This window comes from Streptomyces sp. NPDC014764, from assembly GCF_043082785.1.
GTDB classification, from domain to species: domain Bacteria; phylum Actinomycetota; class Actinomycetes; order Streptomycetales; family Streptomycetaceae; genus Streptomyces; species Streptomyces althioticus.
In genome coordinates, this window is the sequence record NZ_JBIBXY010000009.1 from 15,993 (window position 1) to 37,864 (window position 21,872).

Annotated in this window: 18 protein-coding genes and 1 pseudogene; 6 read left to right on the forward strand and 13 right to left on the reverse strand. The window is 72.4% G+C overall.

Translation table 11 applies throughout. The features are described from left to right. Positions 1 to 3: 3 nt before the first annotated feature. Positions 4 to 1,203 (reverse strand): hypothetical protein, encoded by a 1,200-nt coding sequence (locus tag ACF1AG_RS22040; protein WP_391810250.1) that lies wholly within the window; start codon positions 1,201 to 1,203, stop codon positions 4 to 6. Between the two features lie 241 nt (positions 1,204 to 1,444). On the opposite strand from ACF1AG_RS22040, the gene ACF1AG_RS22045 reads away from it, so the two are divergent. Further along, the gene (locus tag ACF1AG_RS22045; protein ID WP_391810251.1) at positions 1,445 to 3,406 is read left to right on the forward strand and encodes a glycoside hydrolase family 5 protein; all 1,962 of its coding nucleotides are present in this window, start codon (positions 1,445 to 1,447) and stop codon (positions 3,404 to 3,406) included. 45 nt (positions 3,407 to 3,451) lie between these two features. On the opposite strand, the gene ACF1AG_RS22050 is transcribed toward ACF1AG_RS22045, so the two are convergent. Continuing rightward, positions 3,452 to 3,793: a winged helix-turn-helix transcriptional regulator gene (locus ACF1AG_RS22050; protein ID WP_387797854.1), complete on the reverse strand. Its 342-nt coding sequence runs from the start codon at positions 3,791 to 3,793 to the stop codon at positions 3,452 to 3,454. A 96-nt stretch (positions 3,794 to 3,889) separates the two neighbouring features. Here ACF1AG_RS22050 and ACF1AG_RS22055 point away from each other — a divergent pair, with 96 nt between their 5' ends. Continuing rightward, entirely contained in the window at positions 3,890 to 4,798 is a 909-nt protein-coding gene (locus ACF1AG_RS22055) for an NAD(P)-dependent oxidoreductase (protein WP_391810252.1), read from the forward strand. Between the two features lie 85 nt (positions 4,799 to 4,883). On the opposite strand, the pseudogene ACF1AG_RS22060 reads toward ACF1AG_RS22055, so the two are convergent. The 4 genes and pseudogenes from ACF1AG_RS22060 to ACF1AG_RS22075 all read right to left on the reverse strand — a co-directional run bounded on the left by ACF1AG_RS22060 (position 4,884) and on the right by ACF1AG_RS22075 (position 10,688). Then, positions 4,884 to 5,412, reverse strand: a pseudogene (locus ACF1AG_RS22060) (DUF1062 domain-containing protein). Positions 5,413 to 5,626: 214 nt separating this feature from the next. Further along, positions 5,627 to 6,433 (reverse strand): DUF427 domain-containing protein, encoded by an 807-nt coding sequence (locus ACF1AG_RS22065; RefSeq protein ID WP_387797858.1) that lies wholly within the window; start codon positions 6,431 to 6,433, stop codon positions 5,627 to 5,629. Between the two features lie 150 nt (positions 6,434 to 6,583). Beyond that, entirely contained in the window at positions 6,584 to 9,874 is a 3,291-nt protein-coding gene (locus ACF1AG_RS22070; protein WP_391810253.1) for a GH92 family glycosyl hydrolase, read from the reverse strand. A gap of 121 nt (positions 9,875 to 9,995) precedes the next feature. After that, positions 9,996 to 10,688: a 2-phosphosulfolactate phosphatase gene (locus ACF1AG_RS22075; RefSeq protein WP_391810254.1), complete on the reverse strand. Its 693-nt coding sequence runs from the start codon at positions 10,686 to 10,688 to the stop codon at positions 9,996 to 9,998. Between the two features lie 267 nt (positions 10,689 to 10,955). Between ACF1AG_RS22075 and ACF1AG_RS22080 the strand changes: the two genes are divergently transcribed. Further along, positions 10,956 to 12,497, forward strand: coding sequence for a fused MFS/spermidine synthase (locus tag ACF1AG_RS22080; protein WP_391810255.1), 1,542 nt, complete (start codon positions 10,956 to 10,958; stop codon positions 12,495 to 12,497). 130 nt (positions 12,498 to 12,627) lie between these two features. Next, on the forward strand, positions 12,628 to 13,206 hold the full coding sequence (locus ACF1AG_RS22085) for a dihydrofolate reductase family protein (RefSeq protein WP_391810256.1): 579 nt from the start codon (positions 12,628 to 12,630) through the stop codon (positions 13,204 to 13,206). On the opposite strand, the gene ACF1AG_RS22090 is transcribed toward ACF1AG_RS22085, so the two are convergent. Both ACF1AG_RS22090 and ACF1AG_RS22095 read right to left on the reverse strand, forming a co-directional pair. Then, a complete protein-coding gene (locus ACF1AG_RS22090) occupies positions 13,188 to 13,898 on the reverse strand; it encodes a helix-turn-helix domain-containing protein (RefSeq protein ID WP_391810257.1) in 711 nt (236 codons plus the stop codon). The genes ACF1AG_RS22085 and ACF1AG_RS22090 overlap by 19 nt on opposite strands. A 236-nt stretch (positions 13,899 to 14,134) precedes the next feature. Further along, positions 14,135 to 14,548, reverse strand: a complete 414-nt coding sequence (locus tag ACF1AG_RS22095) for a nuclear transport factor 2 family protein (protein ID WP_391810258.1) — start codon at positions 14,546 to 14,548, stop codon at positions 14,135 to 14,137. Between the two features lie 118 nt (positions 14,549 to 14,666). Here ACF1AG_RS22095 and ACF1AG_RS22100 point away from each other — a divergent pair, with 118 nt between their 5' ends. Continuing rightward, the gene (locus ACF1AG_RS22100; protein ID WP_359749880.1) at positions 14,667 to 15,236 is read left to right on the forward strand and encodes a PadR family transcriptional regulator; all 570 of its coding nucleotides are present in this window, start codon (positions 14,667 to 14,669) and stop codon (positions 15,234 to 15,236) included. After that, complete coding sequence (locus tag ACF1AG_RS22105; protein WP_391810259.1) at positions 15,223 to 16,074, forward strand: SGNH/GDSL hydrolase family protein; 852 nt, start codon at positions 15,223 to 15,225, stop codon at positions 16,072 to 16,074. Before ACF1AG_RS22100 ends, ACF1AG_RS22105 begins: the two co-directional genes overlap by 14 nt. Before the next feature lie 18 nt (positions 16,075 to 16,092). On the opposite strand, the gene ACF1AG_RS22110 is transcribed toward ACF1AG_RS22105, so the two are convergent. From ACF1AG_RS22110 to ACF1AG_RS22130, 5 genes are read right to left on the reverse strand one after another with little or no spacing between them, the layout of a single operon-like run. Beyond that, entirely contained in the window at positions 16,093 to 17,661 is a 1,569-nt protein-coding gene (locus ACF1AG_RS22110) for an ABC transporter ATP-binding protein (protein WP_391810260.1), read from the reverse strand. After that, complete coding sequence (locus tag ACF1AG_RS22115; RefSeq protein WP_391810261.1) at positions 17,651 to 18,472, reverse strand: ABC transporter permease; 822 nt, start codon at positions 18,470 to 18,472, stop codon at positions 17,651 to 17,653. The genes ACF1AG_RS22110 and ACF1AG_RS22115 overlap by 11 nt, the downstream gene beginning before the upstream one ends. Continuing rightward, positions 18,469 to 19,422 carry an ABC transporter permease gene (locus tag ACF1AG_RS22120; protein ID WP_391810262.1) on the reverse strand — a complete coding sequence of 318 codons (954 nt, stop codon included), beginning with the start codon at positions 19,420 to 19,422 and terminating at the stop codon, positions 18,469 to 18,471. The genes ACF1AG_RS22115 and ACF1AG_RS22120 overlap by 4 nt, the downstream gene beginning before the upstream one ends. Further along, positions 19,419 to 21,017, reverse strand: a complete 1,599-nt coding sequence (locus ACF1AG_RS22125) for an ABC transporter substrate-binding protein (protein WP_391810263.1) — start codon at positions 21,015 to 21,017, stop codon at positions 19,419 to 19,421. The genes ACF1AG_RS22120 and ACF1AG_RS22125 overlap by 4 nt, the downstream gene beginning before the upstream one ends. Positions 21,018 to 21,058: 41 nt before the next feature. Further along, entirely contained in the window at positions 21,059 to 21,865 is an 807-nt protein-coding gene (locus ACF1AG_RS22130; protein WP_391810264.1) for a class I SAM-dependent DNA methyltransferase, read from the reverse strand. Positions 21,866 to 21,872 lie beyond the last annotated feature (7 nt).

The following is a 21,872-nucleotide window of genomic DNA, read 5'->3' on the forward strand; positions in this document are numbered from 1 at the left end:
TCCCTACTTCTCGCGCTGCGCGGGGTCGGGATGCTCGCCCTCGGTCTGCACGCGGTACTCACGCCCGAACATGTCGTCGTGCTCGTGCATCACCCGGTCGCTCGGCGGCTTCTCGCCGCCGTGGATGGTCTCCTGCATCTTCTCGAACCGCTCGTGCGCCTCGCGCACATAGCCGGCCCCGAGCGTCGTCAGGTCCATCTGCGTGTCGAGCAGTTCGCGCACATAGGCCTTGTTCGGCTCGAAGGTGAGCACGTTGGGCAGTGCGGGGGCGAGCACCTCGGCCGGCTCGCGGCCGTCGAGCCGGCGCATCAGGTCGCACGCGATGTGCAGGTGCTCCAGCTCCATGTTCAGGTGCAGCTCCCAGATGGCCTTGACCTTGGGGTCGCTCTCCTGCTCCATGAACGAGTAGTACAGGTAGCACTCGTTGTACTCGTGGTTGACGAGCTGCTCCCACCACGTCTCACCCGGGTCCACCAGGGACTCGTAGTGCGTGACGTGCTCCTCCTCGATCAGCCCGATCTCCTGGTAGAGCTGGCGGGCGATCGGCTCCATGTAGGTGGGGCCGGTGTTCACGTAGAAGTTCATCGTCTGCTGCTCCGTCGACATGATCGTCAACGCGTGCAGCTTCGACAGCGGGTCCGTCCGGTCCTTGGCGTAGGGGTCGCGGACGTTGTCGACCGGGTCGCGGTGGTGGTACCGCGTGGGCCGGCCCGGCATGACCTCGGTGAGGTTGTCGACGATCGACTCGGCCTTGCGGTGCTCGATCATCTCGTACAGGTTGGCGTACCGGTACAGATGGTCGAAGTCCTCCAGCACACCGAACTGGTAGGCCTGCTTCAGATACGGGTCGGGCTCCATCCGCGCCACCCAGGCGGTCAGGTCCACGGCCACCTGCTCGTACGCGATGGTCGTCTCCAGCACCGAGGACAGCCCGGGCAGCAGCCAGTTGACCGCCTTCTGCTGCTGCGCCTCGATGTACCGGGTCCGGGCCAGCTGACGCTTGATCTCGGGGTCGACGGTGTTGCGGGCGAGCTGGTGGCTGAACAGGATCGCCTCCACCTCGATCCCGTTCATGGTGATGACCCGACAGCGCGTGTACGGGTCGCAGCGGTCCGGGTCGATGGGATCCACGTTGAGCTCGCGCCAGTTGCGCAGCTGGCGGTCCAGCGGGATACCGCGCTGCTCGAGGGGGTTGAAGGTCATGCGCACGCTCCTCGTCGGGGGCCGGGCACGCGGACGCCCCCGCACCGGCGGAGCGTCCGCGTGTCCGGTAGGGCACCTCCCCATGCTGGGCGGGACCGGACGGGCCCGCCACGCCACACGCCCGTCGGGCCCGGACGTGCCCCGGATGCCGCATGCGGATGGCCGAAGCGGGGCCGTGTGGAGAATGACGACGCTGTGCCTGCCCGGGTGGGCGCGCGCCTCCCAGGTATGGACCACGAGCATGTCATGGCCGCATCATGATGTGACCTTCGTGGAGGGAGCGGCAGCCGTGCGAGGTTCCTGGTTAACGAAGATCGCGTCCGTCCTTCTCCTGCCGGCCCTGTCGGTGCCCGCCCCCGCGGCGGCCCGCTCGCCGGACCGCGTCGACGCGGCCGCTGTGGCGCCCGTGGACTGGACCCCGCCGCTCAGCACGCGGGGCCGCTGGATCGTCGATGCGAACGGCGACCGCTTCAAGCTCCGCTCCGGCAACTGGCACGGCGCGAGCGGCACCTGGAACGGCAGCGGCAGCGCGGACGACGACGCCAACCACCACGCGGGTGAGAACGCCCACCGCATCCCGCTCGGCCTGGACCGCGCCCCGATGGGCGAGATCGTCGCGGGTTTACGGGAGATCGGGATCAACAGCGTCCGGCTGCCCTTCTCCAACGAGATGATCCACGACCCCCGCCCGGTCACCACCGACGCCGTCACCGCCAACCCCCAACTCGAGGGGAGGACACCGCTGGAGGTGTACGACGCCGTGGTGCGCGCCCTCACCGACGCCGGTCTCGCCGTGATCCTCAACAACCACACCAACACCACCCGTTGGTGCTGCGGCGTGGACGGCAACGAACGCTGGAACGCGAGCCTGCCCGCCGAGACCTGGGAGGACGACTGGCTGTTCATGGCCCGCCGGTACCGCGACAACCCGCGCGTCGTCGGCGCCGACCTCTACAACGAGGTCCGTCGCAGCGTCTGGGACGACCCCAACTGGGGGCTCGGCGACCGGCACGACTGGTTCGCCGCGAGCCAGAGGGCAGGTGACCGCATCCTCACCGAGGCCGACCCCGACCTGCTGATCATCGTCGAGGGCATCAACTGGACCGGGCTGCCGGTCGACGGCCTCCCGCACGGACGCCCCACCCTCGAACCCGTAAGCGACCTGTCGCACACCCTCGTCGACTCCGGAAAACTCGTCTACTCGGCTCACTTCTACGGCTACACCGGCCCCCGCCACACCGGCGCGACGGGCATCGGCGAGACCAGCGACCCCCGCTATCAGGACCTCACCCCCGCCGAACTCGCCGACGTCCTCGACCGCCAGGCGTTCCACGTCGCCGGTGACGCGGACCGCCACTACACGGCCCCCGTGTGGATCTCCGAGTTCGGCGTCGGCGGACGTGAGGAGACCGGTGCGGCACCGCGCGCCTGGTTCGAGAACTTCGTCGACGAACTGATCCGCGCCGACGCCGACTTCGCGTACTGGCCCCTCGTCGGATGGCACGAGAACCGTCGTGGCAACGGCTGGGCCCTGCTCCACTGGGACGCCGCGGGCCGGCGTATGGCCGTCCACGACGGTGACGACTGGCGGTCGGACGCCTGGCGGCGCCTCGTCGAGGCCCCCACCCGCACCGGTCACGTCCCGCCGGTGACCGAGTGGGCGATGCTCAGTCCCGACCACGGCGACTTCGTCGCCTCACGCCGGATGCGCGCGCTGCCCGACTGGGACCCGGGCGCCCGCAAGGCGGCCTGCCCCGACGGACTGCGCCTGGCGGGCCTGAGCCACACGGGCAACCGGGGCCTGTGCACCGACGTGCGCGCGGGCGCCCTCGATCCGGGCGGCGGGCACGAGGTCGTCAAGGACGAACGGCACGTCGAACCCGGCCGCGACTGGGCGTCCGGCTACACCAAACTCCAATGCGCAGACGGTCACTTCCTCACCGGCTACAGCGTGCGCGGCGCCGCGGTCTCGTCCGCCCTGTGCCGCGAGGCCGCCCCCGGCACCCTCACCGCCCCGGCCGGCCGCACGGTCTGGTTCGACCGAGGCGACAACCGAGGCACGGCACCCAAGGGCGGCGACTTCGCGCGGGGTCACTACAAGGGCCAGTGCGCGGACGACGAGTACGCGGCGGGCATCGCCTGGACGGGCCGCATCGGCTCGGCCCGGACACCGGACGCCTTGTACTGCCGGCCGCTGTCCTGAGCGCTGTCGGCCGCCTGACAGGCGCGATCCGGGCGAACATCCGCCTCACCCGGAAGCGGACCGCTCACGCCCCCAGGCGGCCAGCGGCTCCAGCGCGTCGTTGAGCCGTCTGCCGTCCTCGGTCAGCGAGTACTCCACACGGGGCGGCACCTCGTCGTACGAGACGCGGCGGACGATGCCGTCCGCCTCCATCTCCCGCAGATGCGAGGACAGTACCTTCTCGGTGACGCCAGGCAGCAGCCGTCGCAGCTCACCGAAACGGCGGTGCGGGTACTCGTGCAGCGCCCACAGGATCAGCACCTTCCACTTTCCGCCGATCACCTCCATCGCCGCGTCGATCCCGCAGACGTGTCCGTCCGCCGTGCCCGGCCGGTTCACCGTCGTCATGTTCCACCCCTCCGACGTGCATGCTCACCCGAGGGTAATCACCCACTCGCAAGTGCGTACTTGATCACCACCGGACCGGCGGCCAGCCTGGACTGCATGACCTGCACCGATACGGAGAAAACCCCCGTCACCCTGCTCGGCCTCGGCGCGATGGGCACCGCGCTGGCCCGTTCCTGGCTGGCCGCCGGCCACCCCCTCACCGTCTGGAACCGCACCCCTTCCCGCGCCCGTGCCCTCGCCGCCGAAGGAGCCCGGGCCGTGGAGAGCGCCGCCGCGGCGGTGGCCGCGAACACCCTGGTCGTCGTGTGCCTCCTGGACGACGCGGCGGTCGAGGACACGCTGACCGGCACCGACCTGACCGGCAAGGACCTCGTCAACCTCACCACCGGAACCCCCGCCCAGGCCCGCGCCCGCGCCGCGTGGGCCGCCGAGCGCGGCGCTCGCTGCCTCGACGGCGGCATCATGGCCGTCCCGCCGATGATCGGCGTTCCCGAAGCAGGCGGCTTCGTCCTTCACAGCGGCGCGCGAGATCTGTTTGACCAGTACCGGGACACCCTGGCAGTTCCCGCAGGCGCCGTCCACGTCGGAGAGGACCCGGGCCATGGCGCCCTGCACGACGTAGCTCTGCTCAGCGCCATGTACGGCATGTTCGCCGGCGCGGCGCACGCCTTCGCCCTGATCCGCCGCGACGACATCGACCCCACGGCGTTCGCCCCGCTGCTGGCCGACTGGCTCACCGCGATGGCCGCGGCGGTCCACGGGACCGCCGAACAGCTCCGCGACGGCGACTACACCAAGGGCGTCACCTCCACCCTCGCCATGCAGGTGGCCGGCACACCCACCTTCCTGGGCACGGCGGAGGAACAGGGCGTCAGCCCGGAACTGCTCGCCCCGTTCTTCGCGCTGATGCGCCGTCGTATGGACGAAGGCGGCGGCGAGGAGGACCTCACCGGCGTGATCGACCTCCTGTTGCGCCGGCCGGAGTGCCCGCGCCGACCGGCCTGAGCCGTTCACCCGCCGGTCCCGCCCGCGGCCACGGCGGACGGGCCCGTCCGGCACACACGGCGCCGGCCGGGCCCGTCACCCTCGTTCAGCGCTTGAGCGTGAAGGTGAGGTCGCCGGCCAGGCGGCTGTCCAGCCGCACCGCCGACACCAGCTTCCCCTCGGCCGCCAGCCGCCCCACCTCCCCACGCGCCAGTCCGAACCCGTCGGCGACGAGCCGCACGGGCCGGACGGGTATGCGCGCGGCGAAGCGCACCGACACGTCGGCCACCTCCTGGCCGAGGTGGGCCGTACCGCCCCGTGTCGAGACGCCGGGCGCCGGCCCGGTCGAAGGCGACGCGGTTACGGCGCAGGACGGCCGGTTCGCGCCACAACTCCGCCGTGAGGCCGAGGTCGTTGGCGTGCAGCCGGTCCAGGAAGTCGGGCCGCGGGGACCGCACAGCGACCCGCTCCAGCACCGACAGCTTGGCTGTCTCCCCGCACGTCGTGCAGAGCACGAGGAGCCATATGTCGAGGAGCCGGTGGTGAGCGTTGACGCGGAACTTGCCGCTCGCCCGGAAGCGGCCCGCACCGCAGGCACGGCAGCGACTACGAAGTGCAGGAAGGCAGGTGGGCAACCCAGGTGGTGAGCAAAGAAGTACACCGTTCTCAGTGAGACCGCAGCAGTAATCAGCACGCCGCGACGGAACGCGACGCGCGACAGATCAGCGCTCGGGAGATCTCACGCGACGTACCACGGATGGTCCTTGCCTGGGCGACGGGAACGCCGCGCACTGTAGCGGCCCGCACGGACGCCGCTCCACCGGTCATTCCGGCCGGGCCCGGCGGACGTCAGGCCCGCCTGCCGCCCGCCCGCGCCGGTACACCCGGTGTGCCCGTCGGGCGGGCGAGGAGCGTGCCGTCCACGTACAGGTCGACGTACTCGTTGTAGAACGCCGCCAGGCCCGCGATGCGGGAGGCCTGGACGGTCGGGAAGTCGTATGCCCAGAGGATGTTCTCGTGCGGGCCGGTTCCGCCGTCGAAGGACCAGTAGCCGCTCGTCGTCCCCTTGTACGGGCACCGGGTGACATGGTCCGTGCTGCGCAGCAGCGGCCAGTCGATGTGGGCGCGGTCGAGGTAGTAGCGGGTCGGCAGGCCCGTCTCGAACAGCTTCACGCAGTGCGGCGCGTCCGCGAGGACCACCCCGTCGATCTCCACCCGCACCCGGCTCGAGGACCGCAGCGCGTCCACGCGGGTGTACGGGCTGCGCGGATGGACGTACACCGGCTCGTCCTCCTCCAGCCACGTGTCGACCGCGCTCCAGCGGAAGCGGACCGTGCCCCGCACGGCCTCCGGGGCGCCGTCGTGCCACACCCAGGCCGCGCCCTCCCGCACAGCGTCCCGCACCCGCAGCGAATGGCGCCGCGCGGGGCCCGCGCCGAGGTGCTCCGTCCGGTCGTCGTCGATCAGCGACGCCTCGACCAGGTCGTCCCGCGGCACGCAGTACTGCGGATAGCCGGCCCACTCCCACACGTACAGGGCACGACGGGTGTCGAACACGACGTGCCCGTCCACGATGCCGCGCACACGGCGCGGCACGGGTTCGACGTGCCCCACGGGGACGATCAGGCTCGGATGCAGGACACTCTCCACGCCCATGACGGCCACCTCGATTCACTGGCCCGCGCGGCCAGGGCCCGCAGGTCACGACGCCTCGGTTCGTGCCGCACGCTACCGCGTACACCGGGCGGGACGTGACAAGCCGGGCGTCCGTGTCACGGGACACGGACGCCCGGCCTCGGGTGGGGGCTACCCGAGCGTGAGGGCGTAGATCTGCACCCGGGGGTCGTTCCGCAGCCCGAGCGAACGCACCGTCTTCGACGCGTCGAGGGCGACGGACGCGGCGAACAGGCGCACCGGCGGTCCGTCCACGCCCTGTCCCCGCTTGATCCGGTGCGGCATCTCAAGCGCCACGGATCCGCCGGCGGGTGTGGAGCCGGCCCAGTCGCCGACGGTGACCGGCAGTTCGGCGGTGGTGCCGTCGGTGTAGCGCACGGTGAGGTCCGTCGTCACCGGCCCGTGGTGGGACGCGCCGACCAGCCGCAAAGCGCGGTACGAGCCAGCCGGCAGCAGCAGGGCCTGCCCGCGCGCCTCGACGAAGTTCGCGGCCGTGCCGGACGGGTCGGGCGCCTGGTAGGTCACGCCGTCCCACACCACCGGTCCCGCAGCCGGCAGCAGGTCGCCGTCGTAGCTCCACCCGCCGCCGTCGAAGTCGCCCTCGCCGGACGCCGCGACGGTCGCGGTCCCGTCGTGGTTCAGCTCCTTGCCGAGGTCGACGGCACACCGCTCACCACCGCCTCCGGCGCAGCGCGCGGCCTCGCGCACCTGGATGGTGGCCACCCGCTCCACCGTCCTCACCCCGCCGGCGCCCGCCGCGATCCGCACGGTGTACGTGCCCGCTTCGGTCCCGGCCGGCACGCGCACGTCCACCGTCGCGGTCCGCTGCACCGGCAGCCGGTGCGACGCCAGCGTGAACGGCCCGGACACCTTCACGGTCCATCCGCGGGGCGCCTCGGCCGCCACCTTCACCCGCAGCGAGCCCGGCGCCTGGCCCAGTACGTCCATCCGCAGTCGCACGTCCTCGGCCTCGTCCGACGCGGGCACCACGTCCGCGGACGTGCGCAGTGACGCGTCGAGGTGACGGCGGGAGTCGGCGGCCGCGCGGTTCACCGACGGCGGCTCGGCGCCCTTGCCGGTGCCCCACGCCGACGGTTCGTCGCTCATCTCGAAGGCGAGCCGCCCGCCCTTGGCGACCGCGTCCCAGTCCAGCCAGGTGGCGCGCAGGTCCTTCCCGCCGAACCGCGCCCGCTCCACGTACCGACGGGTGTCGCTCGCCCCGGGCGCCTTCACGGTCAGGGTGCCGCCCTGGAGCTTCCCGTAGGCGCCGATGCGGATCTCCGCCGAGGGGAACTGCGGGGAGGACACGGCGAGGAAGTCCCCGCCGTTCGTGACCGGGTACAGACCCAGCGACGAGAAGACGTACCAGGCCGACATGGTGCCCAGGTCGTCGTTGCCGGTCATCCCGTCCGGCCCGTCCGTGAACAGAGTCATCGCCGCGCGGGTCACGGTCGCCGTCTTCGCCGGCGCGCCCGCCCACAGGTACATGTACGGCGCGTGCAGGTCGGGCTCGTTGTTCGGGTTGTAGGTCGGCTTGCCGTAATAGTCGTACGGCGCCGAGATCCAGTCCTCGCGGGCGGTACCGGCGGGGTCCGTCAGCAGCTTGTCGTAGGCGAAGAAGGCGTCGAGCCGCTGCTCCGTCCTCTTCCGGCCGCCCATCAGCGACACCAGCCCGGCCGGGTCCTGCGGAACCAGCCACTGGTACTGGTAGGCGCCGCCCTCGTGGAACTGGTGCCCCGCCTCGACCGGATCGTACGGCGTCACCCAGGTGCCCTCGGTGGTACGCGGCCGGAACTGCTGGATGGAGGAGTCCCACAGGTTCCGGTACCACTGCCCGCGCGACGCGAACATCCGCGCGTCCGCCGCGCGGCCCAGCCCTTTCGCCATCAGCGCCAGCGACGCGTCCGCCGCCGCGTACTCCAGGGTCGCCGACGCCGGGTGCGCGCAGTCGTTGTCGCCGCCCTTGTCCGGGCAGTCCTTCCCCGGCTCCAGCCCGCTGGGGACATACCCGCGCTCCAGATAGGCGTCGATGCCCGCACGCCCGTTGTACGGCGACTCGTGCGGCGGCGTCCGCAGCGCGTTCTTCCGCAGCAGCGCGTACGCCTCCTGCTCATGACCGGCTAGCAGCCCCTTCGACCACGCCTCCACCAGGAACGGGGTCACCGGGTCGCCCGTCATGATGTTGGTCTCGCTGTTGGCGAGCGACCAGCGCGGCAGCCAGCCGCCGTCCCGCCCGATCGCCACGACCGACAGTGCCACGTCCCGCGCCACCTTCGGCTCCAGCAGCTGCAGCAACTGGTTCTGCGGCCGGTGCGTGTCCCACAGGGACAGGTTCTGGTACGGCGTGAACCCGTCCGCCGTGTGCACCTTGCCGTCGAAGCCCGCGTACCGTCCGTCGACGTCCCCGGCGAGGTTCGGGTGCAACTGCGCGTGGTAGAGCGCCGAGTAGAACGCGCGACGCCGCTCGGCCGTCCCGCCGTCCACCTTCACGCCGGCCAACTGCCGCTCCCAGGTGGCTCGCAGCGCCTTCCGCGTGGCGTCGAAGTCGTACGAGTCCGCCGTCTCCGCCTCCAGGTTCTTCCGGGCGCCCTCGAGACCTGTGTACGACAGTCCGACCTTGACGACGACGTCACGGTCCTCCCCGGCGTCGAACGTCACCCAGGCGCCGTTGCCGCCCTCACCGGCCGCGTCCCGCTCGCCCGGACGGGGAGTGGAGCCCCGCCAGGTGCCGTGCGAGGCGAAGGGACGGTCGAAGGTGGCGGTGAAGTAGACCGTGTGCCGGTCCTTGCCCGCGCAGAAGTTGCCGGCCTCGACCCGGCCCTCGACCGTCCGGTCCCCGACGACGTGCACCTCCGAGCTGTACACCCGCTGGTTGGCCTTGCCGGTGTTGAACAGCACGTTGGCCCGGTCGGTCGCCGGGAAGGTGTAGCGCTGCCACCCGGTGCGCGGGGTGGCCGTCAGCTCGGCGTCGATGTCGTACGTCTTCAACCCGACCCGGTAGTAGCCTGGTTCGGCCTTCTCGTCGTCGTGGGAGTACGTCGACCGGTAGGCGTCGGGGTCCACGGTGTCCACCGCGCCGGTGGTCGGCATCAAGGGCAGCTCGCCCATGACGGAACAGCCGACGCCGGAGAGGTGGGTCTGGCTGAACCCGTGGATCTTGTCCTGCTGGTAGTCGTACCCGCCCTGTCCGCCGGTGTCCGGGCTGACCTGAACCATCCCGAAGGGGGCGCTGGCGCCGGGGAAGGTGTTGCCGAAGTTCTGCGTGCCGATGAACGGGTTGACCAGGGAGGTCAGTTGGTCGGCGGACGCGGACGACGACGGCTGGGCGAGGGCCGGCGCGGGCACGAAGCCGACCCCGGCGACGAGGAGCGCGGCGAGGACGGCCGACGCTCTGCGGCGCCATCTGCGGAGGGGTGAATCCATGGAAGCGGCTCCTGTTGCTCACCTGTCGCACCGGGCTGGACGGAAGCGGACTAGATCACGGTGCTGACATCGTTGTCAATACCCGTGCCGAAGACCGTTGCTCGGTGATCGTGGCGGGTTGTCAGGCCGGGAGTGAGGCCGCCGGCGTGACCTGCCTGAGGCACATGAGGGAATCCTCAACCGCGGCGGCCATCGCGAAGGGGAACCGGTCCAACTCCAGGCAGAACGCCACGTCGTCGGGGCTGGATCCCTCACGAACACCCTGCGTCAGTTCGGCGGCGGAACGCGACTCGGCTGCCCGCCGCAGGTACGGGCCGGCGTCCACCGCGTCCCCGCCGGCCCGCCCGGCGATGTACTCGGCGCACGCCAGGTCCTCCTCGGCGCGACCGCTCCCGCCGGTGACGACGAACGTCACCTCGCGGGACGCGCGCTCCCGCAGCAGACCGGCCGTCGCCTCCGCGACCACGAAACTCGCGCACAGCACCAGCGGGGCGTCCTTCACCGCGAGGGCGCCGACCGTGCCCGCCGTGGTCCTCTGCACGACGGTGCGCCCGGACAGGTCCGTGTTCTGCAGCAGTGCGGGGGAGTTGACCAGGTCGAAGCCGGGTGCGGGCGAGCCGTCCTTCAAGGTCACCCAGTCGGGACGAAGTGCCTTCAGCGCCAGCGCGTCCTCGAGGGACTCGGCGAGAACGACCCGTCCGGCGCCCTTGGCGAACGCCCACGCGGCCACCGTGAACGCCCGCATGACGTCCACGACCACGGCCACGTCCGGTACGTCCGTCAAGTCGGCGATGCCGAGGAAGTGTGCCTTCATCCCGTCATGATGACGCCACCGCGCAGCCCGCGCACGCGACTTTTCCGCCGTCCGGGACGAGGCCGAGGGCGGCGTGACCGATACCGCCCTTCCGTATCGGCCCCCGGCGGAGCGGCACGGCACTTCTCGCCGTCTCGACGCCGACTTCCCTCGTCCACCGGAGAGTTGCCGAGGTGGGGCTGATGCGGACCTGCCGGCCGGCGGTTTCCCCACCGGTCGCGCGTCAGGCGGCATGTCGGGGCCCGTCCGCGTGCGAGGATGCCGCCTGTGACCGGATTGTCTTCCTCGCCCGTGGCCGAGGGCACGCGCAGCCGCCCCGGTCTGGGGCCCCGCGCCGCAGCCGTCCTGGTCTTCGGGGCCTCCGCCGCGGTGCTGGTCGTCGAGATCGTCGCCCTGCGCCTGCTGGCCCCGTACCTGGGCCTCACCCTCGAGACCAGCACGATGGTGATCGGCATCGCCCTCACGGCGATCGCGCTGGGCTCGTGGCTCGGCGGACGCATCGCCGACCAGGTCGACCCGCTCCGGCTGCTCGCCCCCGCGCTGGGCGTCTCGGGCGCGGTCGTGGCGCTCACCCCGGCCGTGCTGCGCGGAGTCGCGGAGTGGGCGCGGCCGCTGCTGATCCTGGTCGCGGCGCTGACCATCCTGGTGCCGGGCGCCCTGCTGTCCGCCGTGACACCCCTGGTGACGAAAGTGCGGCTCACCAGCCTCGCCGAGACCGGCACGGTCGTCGGCCGCCTGTCCGGCGTCGGCACGGTGGGGTCGATCGTCGGCACGGTCCTGACCGGCTTCGTGCTGCTGTCGCGACTGCCGGTCAGCGGCATCCTGTTCGGGCTGGGTGCGCTGCTGGTGGTCGCGTCCGTGCCGGTCGGATGGCGGTTGCGCGGCCGGAGCGGCACCGCGCCCGCCGCCCTGGCGCTCGTCCTGGCGGCGGGCGGCCTGGCCGCCTCGGTCGCGCCGGGCGGCTGCGACGCCGAGACCCGTTACCACTGCGCCGAGGTCGTCGCCGACCCCGCCCGCGAGGGTGGTCGCACGCTCGTCCTGGACGGCGTACGCCACTCCTACGTCGACGCAGGCGACCCGGCCCACCTGGAGTTCACCTACGTCAAGGCGGTCGCGTCGGTGACCGACGCCGCCTTCCCCGAGGGCATGCCGCTCACGGCCCACCATCTGGGCGGCGGAGGCCTCACCCTGCCCCGCTACCTCGCGGCCACCCGCCCCGGCACGCGCAGCGTGGTGTCCGAGATCGACGACGGCGTCGTACGCATCGACCGCGAGCGGCTCGGACTGCGGCCGCAGCCCGGCATCGACGTCCGTACCGAGGACGGCAGACTGGGACTGAAGCGGCTGGACACCGACTCGCTCGACCTGGTCGTGGGCGACGCCTTCGGCGGAGTCAGCGTGCCCTGGCACCTCACCACCACGGAGGCGCTCACGGAGGTGCGGCGCGCCCTCGCCCCCGACGGCCTCTACGTCGTCAACCTCATCGACCACGGCGAGCAGGCCTTCGCGAAGGCCGAACTGGCCACGCTTCGCGAGGTGTTCGCGCACGTGGCGCTCCTGGGTGAACCCGTCGACATCGGCCTGGCCCGCACCGGTGCGCCGGTGGGCGGCAACGTGGTCGCCGTCGCCTCCGAGCGCCCGGTCGACCTGACCGCCGTCCGGAAGGCGCTGGACGCCCGCGGCACAGGATGGAAGACGGTCACGGGCAAGGCCCTCACGGCGTGGACAGCCGGCGCCCCGGTCCTCACCGACGACTACGCCCCCGTCGACCAGCTCCTCCAGCCCTACGCCGCACAGCGCGGCCACTGACCGGCCGCCGACGGGGAGAGGTCGGGCCCGAGGACCGCTGTCGTTTCTGTCCAAGACGGCCGTGCCCGTCCCCCTCTAGCGTGAAGGCAGCAGTTCGGCGGCCCGCCTCGGGCCGGAGGAGAGGCGCATCATGCGGAAACTGGTGTACACGGGGTTCATGTCCCTGGACGGCGTCGTGGACTCGCCCGGCGGCGGGCCGGGGGAGGAGCACCGCAGCGGCGGCTGGGTGTTCAAGGACCTGGAGTTCGTCGAGGAGGCCTGGTCGCTGAAGGGGGAGGAACTGGCCGGCACGACGGCGCTGATGTTCGGCCGCCGCAGCTACGAGGCGTTCGCGTCGGTCTGGCCCGGCTCGGAGGACCACGCCGACTACCGCGACCTGCCGAAGTACGTGGTGTCGTCGACGCTCTCCGCGGACGCCCTGGTCGACGGGTGGGGTCCGACGACGATCCTGCGCTCCACCGAGGACGTCGCCGAGCTCAAGGAAGGTGAGGGCGGCGCCGTCTTCATCCACGGCAGTGCGGAACTGGCCCGGCGGCTGTCCGACGCCGGCCTGATCGACCAGTACAACCTGCTGATGTTCCCCGTGCTGCTCGGTGCCGGGAAGAGTCTGTTCGGCCGCGCCGACCGGGACAAGCAGATGCTGGCACTGCGGGAGTCGACGACCTACTCGAACGGCATCGTCAAGCTCGTCTACGACGTCCGGCACTGACCGACGTCGAGCGCGATCGCCCCTCCTGCGCCCTCGCGCAGTTGGCGTGCGGTGCGCCCCACGTACGTGCGCAGGGCGCGGGCCAGGTGCGGCTCGTCGAAGTAGTCGAGCTCGGCGGCGACGTCGGCGGCCTGACCGCCGGCGGCCAGCAGGTGCGCCGCGGTACGTGCCCGCTCGATCTGCCGTACGGCGCCCTGTGTGAGTCCCGTCGCGGCCCGGAAGCGCCGTTCGACGGTCCGCCGTGAGACGTCCGGGCGGTGGCCGCGGAGCACGTCGGTGACGAGCGGCTCCCGGTCGAGCACCCCGGCCCGCACCAGCCGCTCGACCAGGGCCTCGGCGTCGTCCGGCCCGGGCGTCTCCCAGCGCGCCCCGTCCAGCCGGAACGTCCTGCGCGAGGTGTCGGGGAGCGTGACCCCGCCGTCGAGCAGGTCCGTCGTGGGCGCCATCCGCAGGGAGGCGCCCACGACGAGGTCGATGCCCGTGAAGACCGCTCCCTCCGGCACGGGCGCCGTGCCGGTACGGGTCTCGGGGCCCGTGACCGCCGCGTGCGCCGCCCCGTCCTGCTCCCAGAAGACCAGACCCAGCCGCGCCCCGGCGACGGACGTCATGGTGGTGACGCGTTCACTGGTGCAGGTCCACACGCTGTCGACCCACGGCGAGTCGGAAGCACGAGTCTCGAACCGCAGCCTCACGCCCGCAGGATACGCCCCGCAGGGCGCGGGGACCTGCGCGACGAACGACAGTGCACCCGCACCTGCCCCCTGAGCCCGACACCCTCAGGGGCGCGGGGGACGGCGCCCCCTGCCACAACGAAACCCGCACCACGCCACCGCCGAAGCCACCCTCAGGGGCGCGGGGAACTGCGCGATCAGCCCTGACGAAACCCGCACCCGGCACCCGACCGCACCTGGAACCCCGGTACCCGCCCTTACGCAAGCCCCTCCGCCACCAACCCCTTCAGTACAGCCTCCCCCAACGCCTCCACCGCGGAGCGAGGCCGCACCATCACGGTGAACTCCTTGATCCGCCCGCCCTCCTCGAAGTGCAGCAGATCGATCCCGTGGATCTCCTTCCCGCCCACGCTCGCCCGGAAGACCAGCACGGCCGACGGCAACGTCACCCCTTCCGCGCTGGTCTGCGCCGCCCCGCTGTACTCCCCGACGTACCGGAAGTCCTCGAAGGTCCGCAGCAGCACGCCGAACAGCCCCATCACCATCGCCTTGCCCTCGAAGGGCGTGAACTTCACCGGGCTGTACAGCCGCACGTCGTCGGTGAACAGATCGTCCAGCGCCGCCAGATCACGCGCGTTGACGGCTGCTCGGAAACGCTCCACGGTGTCCACGGACGCCACCACCTCAGTAGTCAGGGATGTGAGTAGTCAGAAAGATGACTATCATGGGAGTCCGCGGGGCGACAGAGGCAGGACCCCGGCAGGACACCGGAACGCGGAAGGGATTCGCATGGCACTCCGCCACGCCGTACTGGCCGCACTGCTCGACGGCGAGCTCAGCGGCTACCAGCTGGCCAAGGCGTTCGACGTCGGCGTGGCCAACTTCTGGTACGCCCAGCCGCAGCAGCTCTACGCCGAGCTGACCCGGCTGGAGCAGCAGGGCCTCGTCGCGGGCCGCGAGGTGGTGCAGGAGAGCCGCCCCAACAAGCGGCTGTTCCACGTCACCGACGCCGGCCTGGCCGAGCTGGAGGTCTTCACCGCCGCGTCCGCCAAGCCCGCCTTCGTCCGCGACGACCTCATGGTGAAGGTCCAGGCGGCCGACAGCGTCGACACCGCCACCCTGATCGACCAGCTCACCGAGCGCGCCGAGATCGCGCGCGCCCGCATCGAGCTGTTCGAGGCGCTGCTGCGGCGCCTGCGCGGTGACCGCGGCGAGGAGGACTTCCTCCGTCACGGCGATCGTATCGGCCCTTACCTGACCTGCCTGCGCGGCGTCGCCTTCGAGCAGGAGAACCGCGACTGGTGCCTGCGGACCGTCGCCGTACTGGAAGAGAGGCGGCACACCCGTGCCCGGAACTGAGACGCCCGGAACCGAGACGCCGGGAACCGAGACGCCCGGAAGCGAGACGACCTACCTGCGCTACGTCGCCCTCGGCGACAGCCAGACCGAGGGCGTCGGCGACGGCGACGACGCCACGGGCCTGCGCGGCTTCGCCGACCGCCTCGCCGAGCACCTGGCCCGGTACGAGCCTGCCCTCCAGTACGCCAACCTGGCCGTACGCGGTCGCCTCGCCGCCCAGATCCACACCGAGCAGCTCGCCCCCGCCCTCGCGCTGCGGCCCGACGTCGCCACCGTCGTCGCCGGCGTCAACGACCTGCTGAGGCCCGGCTTCGACGCCGACGAGGTCTGCACCCACCTGGACGCGATGTTCGGGGCACTCGCTGAGCAGGGCGCCCTGGTCGCCACGATCACCATCCCCGACCTGTCCCGTGTCTGCCCCGTCGCCCGTCCGCTGATCCCGCGCGTCACGGCCCTCAACGAGGGCATACGCCGCACCGCGCGCCGCCATGGAGTCGTCGTCGCGGAAACGGCCCTCCACCCGGTCGCCGGCGACCCGCGCCTGTGGAGCCCCGACCGCCTTCACGCAAGTCCCCTGGGCCATGAGCGTATCGCCGCCGCCCTCGCCCACTCCATGCGGCTGCCCGGCAGTGACGACTCCTGGACCCACCCTCTCCCGCCGCAGACCCTGCCCACCGGCCTGCGCGCCGTCGGCACCGAACTTCGCTGGCTGGGGGGCTTCCTGGGCCCGTGGCTGCTCCGCCGGCTGAAGGGCCGCTCGTCCGGCGACGGCCGCTCGGCCAAGCGTCCGCTGCTCCACCCGGTGCTGGACGACCGCCGCCCGGCGGCGGACGGCTGACCGGCGCCACCACCGCGCTCACGTACGCGCGGCGGGTTCCGCCGTGCCGACCAGCGACCTGGTGAACGGATGACGGGGATCGTCGAGAACCTCCCGCGCGGGCCCCTGTTCGACGACCTCACCCGCGTCCAGGACGGCGACACGATGAGCGAGGGCCGCGGTGGCGAGGTCGTGGGTGATCAGGACCAGAGCCAAGTCACCCCGCTCGCCGACGAGTTCCGTCAGGGTCCGCAGGATGTCCCGGCGCGTGACGGCGTCGAGGCCCGAGGTGATCTCGTCGCACAGCAGCACCCGGGGACGGGCCAACAGGGCGCGGGCGAGCGCCGCACGCTGGAGTTCACCCCCGGAGAGCTCACCGGGCCGGCGCCGGACCAGTTCCTCCGGCAGACCCAGCCGGGCGAGGACGTCCACCGCCTCCCTCCTCGCCGCCCCCGCGTCGGCGCCACGCAGACGTACGGCGCTGCGGGCCACCTGCCGCACGACCGGACGGTGCTCGTCGAACGCGGCGTGCGCGTCCTGGAACACGTACTGAACGGACGCCAGTTGGGCGCGGGTGCGCCGACGCAGGCTCCGGGGCAGCACCGTGTCGTCCAGCCGGATCTCGCCGGCGTGATCCCGGTGCAGTCCCGCGAGGCACCGCGCGAGGGTCGTCTTGCCGCTGCCGGAACGGCCGACCACGGCCAGACACTCCCCGGCGTGCAGATCGAGCACGGGGACACGCAGCACGACCGGGCCGGACCGGGAGCCGGCCCGGTGTCGCGCCACCAGCCCGCGCACCCGCACCACAGGACGCCGGGACCGGGCGACTCCGACGTCGAACGAGGACACCCCTGTCTCCGCTGCCAACAGTTCGCGTGTCCACGCGTGGCGCGGCGCGGCCCACAGCCGCTCGGCAGGCCCCGACTCGACGACGCGCCCCGCCCGCATCACCACCACCCCGTCGGCGAGCGCCCGCACAACCTCCAGGTCATGGCTGAGGAGCACCACGCCGATCCCGCGCGCCGCGAGGGCCGCGAACTGCTCCACGACTCGCCGCTTGGTCAGGCTGTCCTGCCCGGTCGTCGGCTCGTCGGCCACCACTACCCGGGAGCCCAGCAGCAACGCCTGTGCCAACACGACGCGTTGCTGCTGACCTCCTGACAACTGGTGCGGATACCGGCGCAACACGACATCCGTGTCGGTCAACTGCGCGTCCTCCAGCGCCCGCACCACCAGTGCCCGCGCCGCCGCCCGGCGCTTTCCGCGCGGCAGATGCCGCACCTGCCGACGTGCGACGTCCGTCAGCAGGGCGTCCACGCGACGGGCCGGTGCCAGCACGCTCGCCGGGTGCTGAGGTACGTACCCCACCGGCCCTCCCGTGGTCACCCTCACCTCCCCACCCGTCCGGGCCCCGCGGGGATACTCCCCGAGCAGCGCGAGCCCCGTCGTGGTCTTGCCGCTTCCCGAGGCCCCCACCAGCGCGGTGACCCGGCCCGGCAGCACGCGGAAGGTGACACCGTCCACGATCGCCCGACCGTCGATCTCCACACGCAGATCGCGCACTTCGGCGAGGGGGAGACTCTCTCCCGTGCCGTCTTCACGCTTCACGGACACATGTCCCTCCCGGGCCGCGGCCCCGCTTGTCCATCGCCGCGTCGAACAGCAAGTTGGTGCCCGTCGTGAGGGCGACGATCAGCAGCGCGGGCACGACCACGGCCCACGGCTGCACGAAAAGCCCCGTGCGGTTCCGGTCGACCATCACCGCCCAGTCGGCGGCGTCGGGCGCCGCGCCCACGCCGAGGAACGCCGCCGTGGCGACGAGATACAGCACCCCGGTCAGCCGGGTGCCGGCGTCGGCGGCCAATGTGCGCAGCATCGAGCGCCCGACGTGTCCCACGGCGATACGCCACCACGTCTCACCCTGCATCCGCAGCGCCTCCACGGCCGGGCGCGCCGCGATCTCCGTGGCCGCGGCGCGCACCAGCCGTGCCGCGTCGGGCACGTTGACCACCGCGACCAGCAGCGCCAGCCCCACGGCCCCGGGGGAGAAGACCGTGGCCACCAGAAGGATCATCAGCAGGGACGGCACGGCGAGCAGGACGTCCAGCGGCCGCAGCAGCAGCTCCTCCACCAGGCGCCGGTGGGTGAGCGCACCGACCAGGCCCAGCGGCAGCGCCACGAGGTACGCCAGGACGGTGGCCGCGAGCGCCGTCAGGAGCACCGGCCGACCACCGTGCAGCACCTGGTACCAGACGTCACGCCCCACGAAGTCCGTGCCGAACCAGTGCCCCGCACCCTCGGTGAACGACGCCCCCCGCGCCGGAGCCGGACCCGCGAGCACGGGCCCCAGCAGCGCTATCACCACCGGCGCGGTCACCACCGCGACCCCCAGCACGAACCGGCCCGTTCGTGCCCTCACGCCGCCGCCCCCGCCCGCGGTGCCAGCCGGTGGGCGACCACGTCCGCACCCAGATTCAGCACGACGGTCACCACGCCGAACACCACCGCCAGCCCCTGCACCACCGGCACGTCACGCTCGCCCACGGCCCCGAGCAGGAGCGTGCCCAGCCCCGGGATCACGAACAGCGCCTCCACCACCACGACACCGCACAGCAGCCAGTCGACCGTCCGCGCGAGTTGCTGCACGGCCGGCGCCAGAGCGTGCGGCAGCGCGTGCAGGCACCGCACACGGGCGGCGGACACCCCGTACCGCAGTGCGTGCGCCACGTACGGGGACGCCAGCGCGTCGATCATGCCCGCGCGCACCAGCCGGACCAGGGAGCACACAGGGCGGGAGAGCAGCACGAGCACGGGCAGGACGAGCACCCCCGGATGCGCGAGCAGGTCGGTGCCGTGACCGACCGCCGTCGGCGGCAGCCAGCCCAGCCGCAGCGCGAACACCGTGACCAGCAGCACCCCCGAAGCGAACTCCGGCACCGCGTACACCGCGAGCGTCACCGAGCTGATCAGCCGGTCCGCGAGCCGCCCCTCGTACCGCGCGGCCAGCACACCCAGCCCCACACCCGCCGGAACCAGCAGCACCACGGTGAGCGCGGCCAGCAGCAGGGTGGGCCCGAAGCCGTCGGCGAGGTACCGCACCACCGGTCGCCCGGACGTCAGCGAGGTGCCGAGGTCACCGTGGAGCAGCCCCGCCGCCCAGTGCACCAGCCGCTCCCACGCGGGCCGGTCCAGCTCCAGCGCCGTACGGATCGCCTCGATCCGGGCCGGGTCCGGCTGGTCACCCGCGAGGGCGACGGCCGCGTCGCCCGGCAGCGCCTCGGTGAGCGCGAAGACCAGCAGCACCACGGCCGCGATCTGCGCCGCCCCGAGCAGCAGCCGCCGGGCGACGAACGAGCGCAGTCCGCTCACGCCAGCCACACCTTGTCGAAACGCGCCCAGTCCAGGGTGTTGGCGGGCGCGTTCGCCTCGACGCCGCGCACGGTGCGGGCGGTTCCGATGATCCAGTCGGCGAACCCCCACACCAGGAACCCGCCCTCGGCGTACAGCCGGCGCTGCATGCGCTCGTACACGGCCGCGCGGCCCTTCTTGTCCCGCGTGGACTGCGCCTGCCGGTACAGCGCGTCGAAGTCCCGGTGCCTCCAGTGGGTGGCGTTGGTGGTGGAGTCGGTCAGCAGACGCTGCGAGATGTGCGACTCGATCGGCATGGCGCCGGAGCGGTAGCAGCACAGGGTGCCCCCGTCGAGGATGTCGCTCCAGTACGAGTCCTTGCTGCCCATCCGCACGTCGACCGTGACGCCCGCCCGCTTCGCCTGGTCGCGGAAGACGCTCGCGGCCTCGGTGAACCCGGCGGCGACGGCCGAGGTGTCCAGCGTGACGCGCAGGTCCTCGGCGCCGGCCTGCCTGAGCAGGAACCTCGCCTGCTCCAGGTCGTGTTCGCGCTGCGGCAGACCGTCGGCGTAGTACTCGTACCCTTTGCCGAACAGGTCGTTGCCCGTCTCACCCGCGCCGGACAGCGCGGCGTCCACCAGTTCCTTCCGGTCGGCGATCAGGAAGAACGCACGCCGCACCCGCACGTCGTCGAAGGGCGGCCGGTCGGTCTTCATGCAGAACGCCTGCATGGCGCTGTTCCGCAGCCGCACGATGTCGATCTGTCCCTTGCCCTCGTGGGCGCGGGCCGTCGTCGGGTTCAGCTCGTGCGCGTACTCGACCTGCCCGCCGAGGAGCGCGTTGACCCGCGCCGACTCCTCGTTGGCGACGACGAACTCGACCTCGTCCAGGTACGGCGCGCCGTCCCAGTGGCCGTCGAAGCGGCGGAAGACCGCCGAACGGCCCGGCGCGAACGACACGAACCGGAAGGGACCGGAGCCCACGGGGGCGTGGTCGAAGTCGTCCGCGTGCGCGGGCACGATGTACGCGCCGAACGCGGCCAGCACGTTGGGGAATTCGGCGGTGGGCCGCTTGAGCACGAACTCGACCGACCGCCGGCCCGTGGCCCGGCTCGCGTCGAGGTCGACGGGCTCCAACGACGCCTTGGCGCGCAACGCCTCCCGCGGGTCGGCGATCCGTCGGTAACTGTGCAGCACGTCCTCGGCGGTGACCGGACGGCCGTCGTGGAAGGCCGCCTCCCGCAGCGTCACCTGCCAGCGGTCCAGCGTCCTGTTCGGCTCCCAGCGTTCCGCGAGACGCGGGCGGGCGGCCAGGTCGGGGCCGTAGTCGGCGAGCTTGTCGAACAGAGCCTTGGCGCGGGCGGCGTCGACGAACAGGTTGGCCCGGTGCGGGTCGAGCGTCTCGCCCGCACCGCCGCCCGCGAACGCGGCACGCAACCGCCCGCCCCGCTGCGGCGTGCCGCCCGTCTTGGGGTCACCGCCCTCACCGGAGCCGCCACAGCCCGCGAGCGAGAACGCGCCGAGGGCGGCGGCGCCCGTGGTGGCGAGGAAGCCGCGGCGGCGCAGTTCCGGGAAGCGACTCCCGGAGGGCAGGGGAGAAACACGGTCGTCGTGCATGAGGAGATCCTTCTGTCTGTCGGAAGAGTGAGAAGCGGATGTCAGGGCCGGGCGGTACGGGCCACCACGTGCAGCCGGTCGGCGTCGGCGGCGCGACCGGGCGGGAGCCCTTCGCGCCAGGGCGGTTCGGTGCGCGGGCCGGGCCCGTCGTGCAGTTCCAGCACCTCGAAGCCGTGCGCGGTCAGGAAGTGGCGCAGCTCCTGCGGGAACAGCAGCCGCCAGGCGGAACGCTCCTCGACCGGCTCCGAACCGCCGCCCGCGCTCCACACCCGCGTCCGGCGCAGAAGCTGCGCCGTGCGGTCCACCGTGAGCGTGGTGACGGACCGGTGCACGGCACCCCGCCAGGCGAACGCGGCATCGCTGGGGGAGTCGAGGAGGTCCGTGCGGCCGAGGAAGTACGCGCCGTTGCGCATCTCCGCCACCAGCAGGCCGCCGGGGCTCAGCGCGCGCCGGCAGGAGGACAGGAAGCGGTCGAGCTGCTCGTTGGTGTGGCAGTACAGCAGCGCGCTGTCCAGGCACACCACGGCGTCGAACGCCCCCGGGCCGAAGTCGAATCCGTGCAGGTCGGCCCGTTCGTAGTCGGGCCCCGGATGACGGGTGCGGGCGTACGCGAGCATCGGCTCGGACAGGTCGGCCGCGGTCACCCGCCGGCCCGCGCCGTGCAGGTGGGCGGCGTCGCGGCCGGTGCCGCAGCCCATGTCCAGCACACGCGGTCCCGCGCCGTGCCGTCGCAGGCAGTCCTCCGCCCAGCGTCCGGCGAGGCGTCCGGGGTCGGGGAAGCGGGCCTCGTACAGCTCGGGCCGGTCCGTGAGGAGCGTGCGGGCACGCCCGTTCACCTCAGGAGCCATGTGGATG